General features: G+C 37.3%; 9 protein-coding genes. 7 read left to right on the top strand and 2 right to left on the bottom strand.

What is annotated here, in order from left to right:
- The first annotated feature begins 21 nt into the window (after nucleotides 1–21).
- The 5 genes from K412_RS0119205 (at nucleotide 22) to K412_RS0119185 (ending at nucleotide 9,308) form a co-directional block, all read left to right on the top strand.
- Entirely contained in the window at nucleotides 22–2,238 is a 2,217-nt protein-coding gene (locus K412_RS0119205) for a glycoside hydrolase family 9 protein (protein WP_024834590.1), read from the top strand.
- Between the two features lie 151 nt (nucleotides 2,239–2,389).
- The gene (locus tag K412_RS0119200; protein ID WP_024834589.1) at nucleotides 2,390–4,663 is read left to right on the top strand and encodes a glycoside hydrolase family 9 protein; all 2,274 of its coding nucleotides are present in this window, start codon (nucleotides 2,390–2,392) and stop codon (nucleotides 4,661–4,663) included.
- Between the two features lie 37 nt (nucleotides 4,664–4,700).
- Complete coding sequence (locus K412_RS0119195; RefSeq protein WP_024834588.1) at nucleotides 4,701–5,975, top strand: dockerin type I repeat-containing protein; 1,275 nt, start codon at nucleotides 4,701–4,703, stop codon at nucleotides 5,973–5,975.
- 84 nt (nucleotides 5,976–6,059) lie between these two features.
- Entirely contained in the window at nucleotides 6,060–7,640 is a 1,581-nt protein-coding gene (locus K412_RS0119190) for a glycoside hydrolase family 9 protein (protein ID WP_024834587.1), read from the top strand.
- A 63-nt stretch (nucleotides 7,641–7,703) separates the two neighbouring features.
- On the top strand, nucleotides 7,704–9,308 hold the full coding sequence (locus K412_RS0119185) for a cellulase family glycosylhydrolase (protein WP_024834586.1): 1,605 nt from the start codon (nucleotides 7,704–7,706) through the stop codon (nucleotides 9,306–9,308).
- Nucleotides 9,309–9,390: 82 nt separating this feature from the next.
- Here K412_RS0119185 and K412_RS0119180 read toward each other — a convergent pair whose 3' ends face one another.
- Complete coding sequence (locus K412_RS0119180) at nucleotides 9,391–10,356, bottom strand: LysR family transcriptional regulator (RefSeq protein WP_024834585.1); 966 nt, start codon at nucleotides 10,354–10,356, stop codon at nucleotides 9,391–9,393.
- A 169-nt stretch (nucleotides 10,357–10,525) separates the two neighbouring features.
- Between K412_RS0119180 and K412_RS0119175 the strand changes: the two genes are divergently transcribed.
- Nucleotides 10,526–11,626 (top strand): SGNH/GDSL hydrolase family protein, encoded by a 1,101-nt coding sequence (locus K412_RS0119175; protein ID WP_024834584.1) that lies wholly within the window; start codon nucleotides 10,526–10,528, stop codon nucleotides 11,624–11,626.
- A gap of 14 nt (nucleotides 11,627–11,640) precedes the next feature.
- On the opposite strand, the gene K412_RS0119170 is transcribed toward K412_RS0119175, so the two are convergent.
- Complete coding sequence (locus tag K412_RS0119170) at nucleotides 11,641–12,603, bottom strand: metallophosphoesterase (RefSeq protein WP_024834583.1); 963 nt, start codon at nucleotides 12,601–12,603, stop codon at nucleotides 11,641–11,643.
- Between the two features lie 169 nt (nucleotides 12,604–12,772).
- Between K412_RS0119170 and K412_RS0119165 the strand changes: the two genes are divergently transcribed.
- The gene (locus K412_RS0119165) at nucleotides 12,773–14,206 is read left to right on the top strand and encodes an urease accessory protein UreH domain-containing protein (protein WP_024834582.1); all 1,434 of its coding nucleotides are present in this window, start codon (nucleotides 12,773–12,775) and stop codon (nucleotides 14,204–14,206) included.
- The last annotated feature ends 13 nt before the right edge of the window (nucleotides 14,207–14,219 follow it).

The following is a 14,219-nucleotide window of genomic DNA, read 5'->3' as shown; positions in this document are numbered from 1 at the left end:
TCATGCATGGAGTGTGTAAATATGGATAAAATGAAAAGAGTAAGTATATATGCCCTTATCGTTGCCATAGTAATAACCATAACTCAATTTAACTTTCAGTATGAATGTTCTTCTGCAACAACCGCTTTTAACTATGGAGAGGCTTTGCAGAAATCTATTTTATTTTATGAAGCACAGAGATCAGGTTCATTATTAACATCAAATATTCCAACCAGATTATTATGGCGTGGAGATGCTCAATTGACAGATGGCCAAAAGGAAGGCTTAGACCTTACCGGAGGCTGGGTAGATGCAGGTGATAATATCAAGTTTGGTGTTACATGTGCTTATACAACAAGTTTACTTGCTTTTGGTGCTATAGAATATAAAGATGCATATGAAAAAAGCGGTCAGATGAAATGGCTTCAAAACCAGTTGAGATGGATTAATGATTATTTTATCAAGTGTCATCCTGAGCCAAATGTTTTTTGGGCGCAGGTTGGAATGACGGCAAATGATCATAATAATTGGGTTCCCATTGAAGTTACACATCTAATGAACGATAGAACAGCAATAAAACTGGACGAACAGCATCCGGGAACGGAAATAGCTATGGGAACAGCTGCTGCTATGGCTGCTTCATCCATTGTTTTTAGAAATACAGATCCGACATATGCTGATAAATTGCTTGAACATGCAAAGCAGTTATATGAATTCGGAGATAAATACAGAGGAGTTTTTTCTGATGTAATAAGTAAAGTTGACCCACAAGGTGCAGCTGCTTATACCTCACACAGCGGTTATAATGATGAATTGGTATGGGGTTCAATCTGGCTTTACAAGGCTATGGAAGACAAGTCTTCAGGAAGCGGTTCAGATTACCTTGCAAAAGCAAAAGAATATTATAATGGAATTGGTAAAGAAGCAAACCAACAGGTTCACAAATATAAATGGGCACATTGTTGGGATGACCAAACATTTGGATGCTATATTCTCATGTCTCAGATTGAACCAGAAACAAGCTTGTACAGAGAAGATGCAGAACGTTGGTTAAACTGGTGGACTGTAGGCGGTACAGAGCACAATGCCGATGGCACCAAGATTTCTTATACTCCGGGTGGACATGCTAAGTTGGACAACTGGGGTTCTTTCAGGTATGCTTCCACAACTGCATTATTTGCTTTTGTTTATTCCGATAAACTAAGTGATACTGTAAAAAAAGCACGTTATCATGACTTTGCAGTAAAGCAAATAAATTATATCTTAGGTGATAATCCTCGTAAAGCAAGCTACATGGTAGGTTTTGGTCAGAATTATCCTCAACATCCTCATCATCGAACAGCTCACAGCCCATGGGGACAAGAGATGGACACTCCAGCTGAACATCGGCATATTTTATACGGTGCACTGGTTGGAAGTGTTGATTCAACAGATGGTTTCAATGATGTTATAAGTGATTATGTTAGCAATGAAGTGGCTATAGACTATAATGCTGGCCTTACTGGGGCTCTTGCAAGAATGTATTCTGAATTCGGAGGAACTCCTATTCCAGACAGTAGTTTTCCATTACCGGATAAACCCCATGAGCCTAAAGATGAATGGCCGGTATTTGCCAAAACATATTTTAATGGTACAAGTGGTACCCAGCTTTCACTAAGTGTTGAAAACCGTTCAGCATGGCCTGCTCGTCCTAGTAATCAATTAAAAATACGTTATTTCTTTACTCTTGATGCAAAGGATATAAGTGATGTTAGTATAAAGGCTCCAGCATGGGTTAAAGTAACAGGTCCTACAGCATGGGATACTGAGAAAAAAGTTTATTACTATACACTTGATTTATCAGGTAAAGATATATATCCCAGTTATATGTGGGGAGCCGGTGGACCTGAACTTGACTTTACAATAAGTTCAGCTACCAATACATGGGATGCATCAAATGATTGGTCATTTGAAGATTGGGATTCAACATATATAAACGGGACAAGAAAATATGCTCCCAATATTCCAATATATGAAGGTAACAACTTTAAAAAATTGGCTGGAAATGAGCCGGCAGGTGGAAGTGAAGAACCACCGATAATTTTAGCTGGTGATATTAATAAAGATGGAAATATTGATGCGTTGGACGTTGCTCTTTTAAAGAAATATTTATTGGGCAACGCTTTGGAATATGATGTCTCTGTAGCAGATATGAATTCGGATAAGAACATTGATGCTCTTGATTTTGCACTACTCAAGAAAACTCTTCTTTCTCAATAATATACCTTTTTACAAATCAAATGAATTAATCAAAAATTACTGTCCATTACCCGGCAAATGTTTTGCCGGGTAATGACAATGCTTGAAGTAATCTAAAATAACTATGCAATTTAGGTTTAATCAAAAAATAAATAAAAAGGAGGTCAGTATTTTGAATTTCAAAAAGTATGTTAGAAAAACAACCGCTTTTGCTACAGCAATGGCAGTTGTATCCTCAGTGTTTTTGGGCAGCAGTGTTTATGCAGGCTCGACAACACCTCCTTTCAATTATGCAGAAGCATTTCAAAAATCACTGTATTTTTATGATGCTGAAAAATGCGGCCCTGGTGTAACCGGTGGTAAGATCGAATGGAGAGGTGACTGTCATGTGGAGGATTGTCAGCTCCCATTAGTTCCTATGAAAGACTATGTAGGGACTAATATGTCACAGGCTTTTATTGATAAAAATAGGGAGTTCCTTGACCCGGATGGAGATGGATGTCTTGATCTCCACGGAGGATTCCATGATGCAGGAGACCATGTTAAATTTGGATTGCCACAAGGTTATACTGTATCTACACTTGGTTGGGGATTCTATGAATTTAAGGAATCATTTACAAAAATCAATGAAGAAGATCACATGAGGGATATACTCAGGTGGGGAAATGACTATTTCTTACGCTCCACATTTATGGATAACAACGGAGAAGTAGTGGCATTTTGCTTCCAAGTTGGTGACGGAACTGTGGATCATGCATGGTGGCAGCCACCGGAACTCAATAAAAAAGAAGAAGTACCAAGGCCTGCGTTCTTTGCAACATCAGAGACACCTGCAAGTGACCAATGCGGAGAAGCAGCAGCTTCATTGGCAATAAATTACTTGAATTTTAAAGATTCTGATCCAGCATATGCAAAGAAGTGCTTGGACACAGCAAAGGCTTTATACAGATTTGCTGTTAAAAACCGTGGTTTGGGTGATTCAGGCGGGTTCTATGGATCAGCATATGATGAGGATGAATTGTCATGGGCAGCTGTATGGCTAAATATTGCAACAGGAGAACAATCATATATCGATGATATTGCTGCTGTTTCTGATGGTAAATATACTGGTTACATGAGTAAGATAATTAAATCTACTCAAGACAATTGGCAGAATATATGGGTACATTCATGGGATGTAGTATGGGGAGGAGTTTTTGCAAAGTTGGCTCCAATAACAAATGACCCTCTACATTGGTACTTATTTAGATGGAACCTTGAATATTGGTCAGGTATACCACATGAAGATCCTTCAGATCAAACATTTATGGCTGCAACACCAGGAGGATTCAAGGTTGTAAACACTTGGGGTTCTGCAAGATATAATGCGGCAGCTCAGTTGTGTGCAGTAGTGTATACAAAGTATAAAGGTAATATGGATGTTACTGAGTGGGCAAAATCACAGATGGATTATATTCTAGGAGATAATCCTATGAATAGAAGCTATGAAGTCGGATTTTCAGATATCTCTGCAAAGCATCCTCACCATCGTGCAGCACATGGCTCAAAAACTCTTAGTATGAATGATCCCGTTGAACACAGACATACTTTATGGGGGGCATTAGTAGGAGGCCCGGATGCAACTGATAATCATAATGACGATACTACAGACTTTGTTTCCAACGAGGTAGCAATAGATTACAACGCAGGCTTTGTAGGTGCACTTGCTGGATTGTACAAATATTTCGGGGAAGGCATGGAACCATTGGAGAATTTCCCTCCAAAGGAACCGGTAACAGATGATTTCTATGCAGAATCAAAACTAGAACAGGAAAACAAGGAAAGAACTCAGGTTACAATTAATATTCACAATGAAACAAGCAGACCGCCTGAATTTGTAGATGGATTAAAGGCTAGATATTTCTTTGATATTTCAGAAATGCTTGCTGCAGGACAAACAATAGATGATATGACTGTTGCGGTTATGTATGACGAAGGTAAAGCCAGCGATGGCAAGGAAACAGCAATTAATGGACCATTTGCCTGGGATGCTGAAAAGGGAATATACTACGTTGAAATAGACTGGACTGGAAATGCCTTCTATGGAGACAAAGAATTCCACTTTGGATTAGTTTCATCTCTGGATTCCAATTGGGAATCCCACTGGGATCCGACCAATGACTGGAGCAGACAAGATATAGGAAAGGAATATTCTATTAATCAGAATATTTCTGTATATAGGGGGGATGTAAAAGTGTATGGAAATGAACCACCAAAAGGCAGCACAGGAGCAAAACTAGGAGACCTAAATGGTGATGGAAGCGTTGATGCTCTTGACTATGCATTAATGAAAAAATACATTCTATATCCAACAGGAGATGTTGATCTCAATGTATGGGATATGAACAAAGACGGTGAAATAAACGCCCTTGACCTTGCTTTATTAAAGAAGACTTTACTCGGTTAATAAAAGTCTGATAATTCAAAAGTAAGGAGGATTTGCTATGAAAAAAGTGATCAGCTTGTTACTTACCACAGCAATGGTAGTTCTTGCAGCATTACCGTTGCCAGTTTCTGCCGAGACAACATACAAGCTTGGTGATGTTGACAATGATACACTAGTTTCTGCTGTGGATTTGGCTGCTGTACAGAGTCACATACTTGGGAAAAAAACCTTAACGGGTGAGGCGTTTAAAGCAGCTGATGTAAATGCAAACGGAGAAATTGAGGCATTAGATTTGGCAGAAATAAAGCAATTTATTCTTGGTAGGATAATCAAGTTTTCAGGAGAAGGACAACAGCAACCGCCTGGATTAGGAATAATATGGATGGATGGCAGTACCATATACCCTGTTGGAGTCAACTATGCATGGTATAACTGGTCCTATGAATTTTTGGATAATAACTGGACTTACAACTTTACAAGAATTAAGAGTGACTTGGATGCAATGTCCACGAAGGGAATTCGTTCATTGAGATGGTGGATATTCCCGGACCTTGCCTATGGTCCCCTTTGGTCAGGTCCAAATGAAGGCAGCCTTTGTACAGGTCTCCCTGATAAGTGGGTTGACCATATGAAGGAAACCTGCGATTATGCATATTCAAAGGGTATAAAGATTTACTGGACAATAACAAGCTTTGATTGTGCAAGAGAAGATGATTCTGTTGACCATGACGATATCATTGATAATCCTACAGTGCTTCAGAGCTTCCTTGACAATGCTATGAAACCAATACTGCAAGCATTGGGTACGCATCCAGGAGTATTAGGCTGGGATATCATTAATGAACCGGAATGGATTATCAAAAAAGAAGACAATGGCGAACCAAACAATAAGGGAGAAATCTTTCCACTTTCCGCAATGAGGAACTACATAAAAACTACCTGTGATTTTATACACCAGTATGCAAAACAGCCTGTAAGCTTCGGCAGTGCAAATATGAAGTGGCTGGGTGCACAATATGATTTATGGGATGGATTGGGTCTTGACTTCTACGACTTCCATTGGTATGACTGGGCGACACCATATTTTAACCCAGTTACAACACCTGCTTCAAGTCTGAAGCTAGATAAACCGGTGATAATAGGTGAGATGATGCCTGACACTCTGAGTTCTTCATTGAAAATGACCCATAAGCAGGTACTGGATGCCATTTATAAGAACGGTTACGCCGGATACATGCTTTGGTCATGGAATGATGGTGCTTTTGACTGCAAGCCTTATATTGAAAACAACTTTATTGACTTTGCAGCAGAGCATACGGACGTAGTGCGATAATTTTATTACAGTACTGATAACCTGTTACGGCAGATGACATTTCTGCCGGACAGAATTATACATATTTATTAGGGAGGGATAGTTTTGAAAAGTAAGTTAAGTAAATTATGTGCTTTAATGATTTCTGGAGTTATGCTGACAACATCCTTTGTCAGCTCAGGTACAGCTTTTGCCGCAGGAACATATGATTATTCAACTGCATTAAAGGATTCAATACTTTTTTATGATGCAAACAAATGTGGTCCTCAAGCAGGAGAAAATAATGTATTTGACTGGAGAGGCCCATGCCACACAACAGACGGAAGTGATGTTGGCATTGATTTAACAGGCGGTTATCATGATGCAGGAGACCATGTAAAGTTTGGTCTGCCTCAAGGCTATTCGGCAGCTGTTTTGGGTTGGTCACTTTATGAATTTAAAGAGTCATTTGATGCAACCGGAAATACAACAAAAATGCTGCAGCAGCTGAAATATTTTACTGACTATTTCCTTAAGTCACATCCGAACTCAACCACATTCTACTATCAGGTAGGAGAGGGAAACGCCGACCATACATATTGGGGCGCACCAGAGGAGCAGCCAGGTGAAAGACCTTCATTATATAAGGCTGATCCTAGTCATCCTGCTTCAGATATTTTGGGTGAGACATCTGCAGCACTTACTCTTATGTATCTCAATTACAAGAATATTGATTCCGCTTATGCAGCAAAGTGCCTTACTGCAGCAAAAGAACTCTATGCAATGGGTAAAGCAAATCAGGGCGTAGGTAATGGCCAGTCATTCTATCAGGCTACCAGCTTTGGCGATGATTTGGCTTGGGCAGCAACATGGCTATACACTGCAACTAATGATAGTACTTACATAACTGATGCTGAGCAGTTTATCACCTTAGGCAATACAATGAATGAAAATAAGCTGCAAGATAAATGGACCATGTGCTGGGATGATATGTATGTTCCTGCTGCTTTGAGATTGGCTCAGATCACAGGAAAGCAGATATACAAAGATGCAGTAGACTTTAATTTCAACTATTGGAAGACTCAAATAACAACTACTCCTGGAGGACTAAAGTGGCTCTCCAACTGGGGTGTACTCAGATATGCAGCTGCAGAATCCATGGTTATGCTTATTTACTGCAAGGATAACAAAGATCAATCACTTTTGGATTTAGCTAAAAAACAAGTAGACTATATTTTAGGTGATAATCCTGCCAATATGTCATATATAATTGGCTATGGAAGCAATTGGTGTATTCATCCTCATCACAGAGCAGCAAACGGTTACACATATGCAAACGGGGATAATGCGAAGCCTGCTAAACACTTATTAACAGGTGCGTTGGTAGGAGGACCTGATCAGAATGACAGATTCCTTGACGATGCAAACCAGTATCAGTATACAGAGGTAGCCCTTGACTATAATGCAGGTCTTGTTGGAGTACTTGCAGGAGCTGTTAAGTTCTTTGGCGGCGTAATTGTAGATCCGCCTGCTAAAAAGGGTGATTTAAATAAAGATTCATTCATTGATGCTATTGACCTTGCACTCCTGAAAAACTATATTCTCACTCAGAATGGAAATATTGATAAAAATAATGCAGATATGAATGACGACGGTTCCATAGATGCAATTGATTTTTCTCTATTAAAGAAGGCTTTATTGGGGTAAAAGGGTTTATTACCTTTAAAGAAGTATTTATTAAGGTTATTAAAATTAAAAGGAGAACAGGTTATGAAAAAACGAATAGTTTCAGCGCTTATGACATTAGCACTGACTTCAACGATGATGTTGACTAATCTCGGTATTACTGCATCGGCTGCAGTAGATACAAATAATGATGATTGGCTTCATTGCGTTGGTGATAAGATATATGATATGAACGGACGTGAAGTTTGGCTTACTGGTGCAAACTGGTTTGGTTTTAACTGTAGTGAAAATGTTTTTCACGGTGCTTGGTATGATGTTAAGAATATATTGACCAGTGTTGCCGACAGAGGTATAGGTTTTCTGAGAGTACCTATTTCTACTGAACTTTTATACAGCTGGATGATTGGTAAACCAAACAAGGTTTCCAGTGTTACAGCCAGTAACAATCCTCCATATACCGTTGTAAACCCTGATTTTTATGACCCTGAAACTGATGGGCCAAAAAACAGTATGGAAATATTTGACATAATAATGGGATATTGCAAGGAGTTGGGAATCAAGGTAATGATAGATGTTCACAGCCCTGATGCCAACAACTCAGGTCATATGTATCCGTTATGGTATGGTCTTGAAACTACAACAGCGGGTATGATTACTACAGAAAAGTGGATAGACACATTAGTATGGCTTGCAGATAAATATAAAAATGATGATACAATACTTGCCATAGATTTGAAAAACGAACCTCACGGAAAAAGAGGATATACCGCAGAAACACCAACTGACATGGCAAAATGGGATAACTCAACAGATGAAAACAACTGGAAATATGCAGCTGAAAGGTGTTCAAAAGCAATATTAGCTGTAAATCCAAAGTTGTTAATTATGATTGAAGGTATTGAGCAATACCCAAAAACTGAAAAAGGATACACATTTGATACTCCTGATGTATGGGGAGCTACCGGTGAAGCTGCTCCATGGCATGGCGGATGGTGGGGCGGAAATCTGAGAGGTGTAAAGGATTACCCTATTGATCTAGGTCCATTAAACAGTCAAATAGTATATTCACCACATGATTACGGACCTTCTGTATATAATCAAACATGGTTTGATAAGGATTTCACAACACAAACCCTCTTAGATGATTACTGGTATGACACATGGGCATTCATAGACGATCAAAAAATAGCTCCTCTTCTTATAGGTGAATGGGGAGGATTCATGGATGGTGGAAAGAATCAGAAATGGATGACTTTATTAAGAGATTACATGATTAAGAACCGTATCAACCATACTTTCTGGTGCTTGAATCCTAACTCAGGTGATACAGGCGGATTGATAGGAAATGACTGGGCAACCTGGGACGAAGAAAAATATGGATTGCTGAAGCCAGCATTGTGGCAAGCAAACGGTAAATTTATAGGTCTTGACCATCAGATTCCTCTCGGTAAAAACGGAATATCTCTAGGTGAGTACTACGGAGATGGACCAATTATAGTAGATCCTGAACCGATACTAGGAGATGTAAACGATGATGAAAACGTTGATGCATTGGATTTAGCTATAATGAAGCAGTATATCCTCGGTGCAAACCCAATAATAAACTTAAAGAATTCAGATATGAATTCAGATGGAGACATAAATGCCCTTGACTTTGCATTGTTAAAGGCAAAGGTTCTGGGTAAGTAATCAATTTTATTTGAGACAACGAAAAAAGAGGCTGACGAAAACTTACGGCAGCCTCTTTTTCATAAAGTAATTTTTACAAATACTATTCGTTGGGAGAAAGCCATGTGCCGCATCCGATTAACTGTTTTAAAAGCAGAATATATTCCGACGCCGCCTTTGATAAATACCTGTTTTTCTTATATGCAACCATAATATCACGTTTGGCAAAAGGAGCATTTAATTTGTAATACACAGGGTGCTTTTGATAATTTCCATACCGTATAAGTGTATCCGGAATAAAAGAACATGCGATTCCGGATAAAGTCCAAGAAAAAGCAGTTTCAATCCGATCTGTATACATTGTATTTTGATGACTAAACTCAGGAAACTGAGACAATTCACTATATATTGCATCATCATTCTGTATAAGAACAAAATTCTCTTTTATACAGTCAACCAAGTTAAGAGATTGTGCCTGAAATAATGTAGAGCTGTCATAAATTATATCTTTGGCACTTAGTTGGTAAGCTTCCTTTCCGTTGTTAAAAGGACTAAAATTAGGAACTGCCAAGTAAAGCTGTTCCTGAGCCAGAGTTTCGGTTTGAATAAGATTATTATGGATAGAACCTGATAAAATGCATAAATCCAGCAGGCTATCGGTAAGTAAAGATTCAAGATTTGCTTCTTCATTCTCAACAATATGGATATCCACACCGGGGTACTTTTTCTTGAAAGAAACAATACTTTTTGGAAGCATGCAGGAGGCTCTAAAAGGGATAGTACCTATAGTTAGTTTACCTATATTGAGAATTGCCAGGTCTTTAAGTTCATTATCCAGTTCCGACAGGATAGTTTGAATCTTACGAGCAGCGGTTATATAAAGTTCTCCTGCATATGTAAGCTTTATGGGAGTGGTACTCCTGTCGAACAATTGTACATTCAGTTCAGTTTCAAGGTTTTTTACAAATTGACTTAATGCAGGCTGAGAAATAAGAAGTTTTTGGGAAGCTCTTGAAAAACTTCTCTCGTCAGCAAGTGTAATTATGTATTCTAACTGTTGAGATGTCATACTAAAATCTCCATTGATATAAGATTATAAGTCTTAACTTATATGCTTCATACTACTATAATTACTAGATTATTTCAATACAAAGCTATTATTTATAAAATAGTATTTATCGTTTGAGTTCAGTATAAGTGTTGTTATGTAAAGTACTAAACTCGGAGGACTAAATTTTATGAAAAATTCTCAAGAAAACCATTCCAAAATTATAAAACGTTCACTAATGAGCACAGGAAATAATTATAGAATGAAAAAGACCATGAAGAAGGCAGGAAATGGACAGAAGATAACTATTGCTTATCTTGGAGGCTCAATAACAGAGGGTTACAACGGTGGTCCCGAGAAGTGCTATTCAAAGTTAACCAGTGATTATTTTGCAAATAACTTTGGTACAGGTAATAACGTAAATTACATAAATGCAGGAAGGGCAGGAACAACTTCTACAATAGAATTAATACGAATTGAGGAAGGTTTATTAATCCATAAACCAGACATTGTATTTGTTGAATTTGCAGTTAATGATGCAAAGAATAAAACTAGTATGACTGCTTTTGAAAGTCTTTTACTAAGAATTTTGGGTTCAGAATATGAAACTGCCATTGTATTACTATTTACAATAGCAGAATCCGGCTTTTCTTGTCAGAATGAGATGGCACAAATCGGAAGTCATTATGAATTACCTATGATTAGTGTTAAGAATGCCATAGTTCCTGAGTTTGATGAAGGTACAATGAAATGGCAGGATTATTCCGATGACTATATACATCCCCATGAGAAAGGACATGAATTTATTACAGAGCTTATAAAAAATTATCTAAATGAAGTCAGTAATGAGGTTCAGGACGATGTTTATAATGTTTCACAAACTCCTATAGTTGGCAATGAGTTTAAAAACCTAAAAATGTTGGATAATACAAATACGCCAGTTGAAAATTCAGGCGGCTTTTTTCCGGATATTACTATAAATCAGTTTCCTAATGGATGGACACACAAAGGTGGGAATAATAGGGGAGAATTCTGCTTTTATCTATATTGCAAGAATCTGTTTATTGTGTATAAGATATCAAAGAATACTCAAATAGGTTCAATTGATATCTATATTGACGATATATATGTGCTTACTTTAAATGGTTTTAACAGCTCAGGGTGGAATAATCCGGCATCTAAATTATTAATAAACCATGAAATTCCTGCAACTCATAAAATTAAGATTAAAATGTCAAAAGATTCACAAGATAAAGAATTCAGTATTCTGGCATTTGGATACAGTGACTAATAAAAACAGACTTATTAATCAATTAATTCAATACTCTCAGTAAAATTGTCAATATCTTTACCAAAAAAGCTGTATTTTTTGGTAAAGGGAGAATACAGGGAAACGTTAAGAGTACCGGAACTGGGATAAAATTTGAGAAATCTTAAAAAACCGTTACCTCCATTTGGAGCCTTTTGATAATCAGAGAGAATCTCTAAAACCTTTCTTGTAGTCCCATTAGAATTGCAAACCATTTTAACTTTTTTTTGAGCACCATGATAATGTCCACATAATACTAAAAAAATATTAGCATTTTTAATGACAATACTGTCAGAAACTATTCTTGCCTTTTCTGTCACTTCGCCATCTTCATTAAGATATTCATGTAAAACCAGAATAGCATTTCTGTCTGAGTACTTTTCAAGAATGCTATTTGCCCAAGTTATTGTTTCAAGGGATGTTTCACTACCATAACCCAGATACATAATAATAAAGTCATAGGAGTTGAAAGATATTAGGTCGTAATGATTGCGATTATCATCCATACCTCCTCCGTACCAAGACTTATTAATATATCGGGAAGTACCAAAATAACTTTTAAATACACTATAATTAAGTCCATTCATCATGACATCATGATTACCTGCTAGTACACCATATGGAACATTTTCATTATCAAGTTTATGAAAGTTTCGACTTGCAACCTCCCATTGATTTACATGGCTTGCATTATTTACAATATCCCCCGATACAATCAAATATCCGAAAGAGTTGCGCTTATAGTTTTTTACAAACCAATTACCGAGACAATCATAAATTTGTGGATAGCTTTCTGCATAATACTGAGGGTCGGAAAGCCATACCATAGTAAAAGGCCTTTCATTATATGAACCTTTTGTCTTACCGGAGAAAAGAGATGCATCTACATGGAAACAGTTAAAGGACAATAAAATCAAAAGATATATAGTAAAAAAGCCCATTAGAAGTCTTTTTTTCATAAAACTACCCCCTCATATGCTGCAAAAATTAATCCTATAACATATAATCTGTAAATCAATTAAAAAATATTATAGAATCAAATTGTATTCCTCCATAAAATCTTCACATAGAAATGATAAGCTAATAAAACTGAATAAGTAAAATTGTGAAATGAAGGAGGAAAATCTAGTGGATATAATTCTCCAAGTTGAAGGCATGACTTGTATTGGTTGCGAAACAAGAATAGAAAATGCAGTTAAAAAACTAAATGGAATTGTAAAAGTTAAAGCTATTTACAGTAGTTCTAATGTTTACGTAACTTACAATGCAGATGCTGTTAAGCTTAACACAATAATAAAAGTAATTGAAAAATTGGATTATATAGTAAAGAATAAGCCCCAAGAAACATCAAATAACATACAGACCTCAAATATTCCCTCTAAAAAATCGGAATGGCCCGGAGTAGGTCAAATTGCGGGAATAGCAGTAATTATACTCGCCCTTTATGTAATTATAAAAAATACAATAGGGTTTGACTTTATACCTGAAGTGAATCAATCAATGGGATACGGAATTTTGGTTTTAATAGGGCTGTTGACATCACTACATTGTGTGGGCATGTGCGGAGGGATAAATCTATCAGTATGTGTTGGATACAAAACCATATCCGGTGTTTCAGGATTGGCAAAATTTAAACCTAGTATTTTATATAATTTGGGACGTGTAATTTCATATACCGTCGTAGGTGGAATTGTAGGAGGAATAGGCTCAGTTGTAAGCTTTTCTGGTTCTGCTAAGGGTGTAGTTGCAATACTTTCGGGTGTTTTTATGGTTATAATGGGAATAAATATGTTGAATGTTTTACCTGTACTTAGAAAATTGAATCCTAGAATGCCAAAGATTTTTGCAAAAAAAATACATCAAAACAGCGGAAGCCGCGGGCCTTTGATTGTTGGACTACTGAATGGACTTATGCCCTGCGGACCTTTGCAGGCAATGCAGCTATATGCACTGGGGACAGGCAGTACCATTACAGGGGCATTATCTATGTTTCTTTTCAGCCTCGGAACAGTTCCCTTAATGTTTGGAATTGGGGCTGTTAGCTCACTCCTCAGTAGAAAATTTACACACAAAATGATGAAAATAAGTGCTGTATTGGTATTGCTTCTTGGTATTATAATGTTAAACAGAGGACTTTCACTTTCGGGATTTAATGCAAGGGTACTCCTTAATGAATCATCTTATAAAGGAGGAATTGCAAAAATAGAGGGAAACATTCAGGTAGTTACCACAAAACTTGATTCCGGTAGATACAGTCCCATAACGGTTCAAAAAGGTATGCCTGTGAAATGGATAATTACAGCTGATTCAAGTGACATAAACGGTTGTAACAACAGAATAAACATACCTGAATACAATATTGAGAATGTGCCACTAAAGTCTGGAGAAAATGTTATTGAATTTACACCGGACAGAGAAGGAAAATTTGTATACAGTTGCTGGATGGGAATGATTAGCAGTACTATAAAGGTTGTCAGAGATTTATCATCCCTCGCTGAAGACATAGAAGGTGACACCGATTTACAGGTGGATGTTTCCAATTTTGAAAGTTGCTGCGGTTAATGTATACAATATT

This window comes from Ruminiclostridium josui JCM 17888 (genome assembly GCF_000526495.1).
GTDB classification, from domain to species: Bacteria; Bacillota; Clostridia; order Acetivibrionales; family DSM-1351; genus Ruminiclostridium; species Ruminiclostridium josui.
This window is presented reverse-complemented; position numbering and strand designations above follow the sequence as displayed.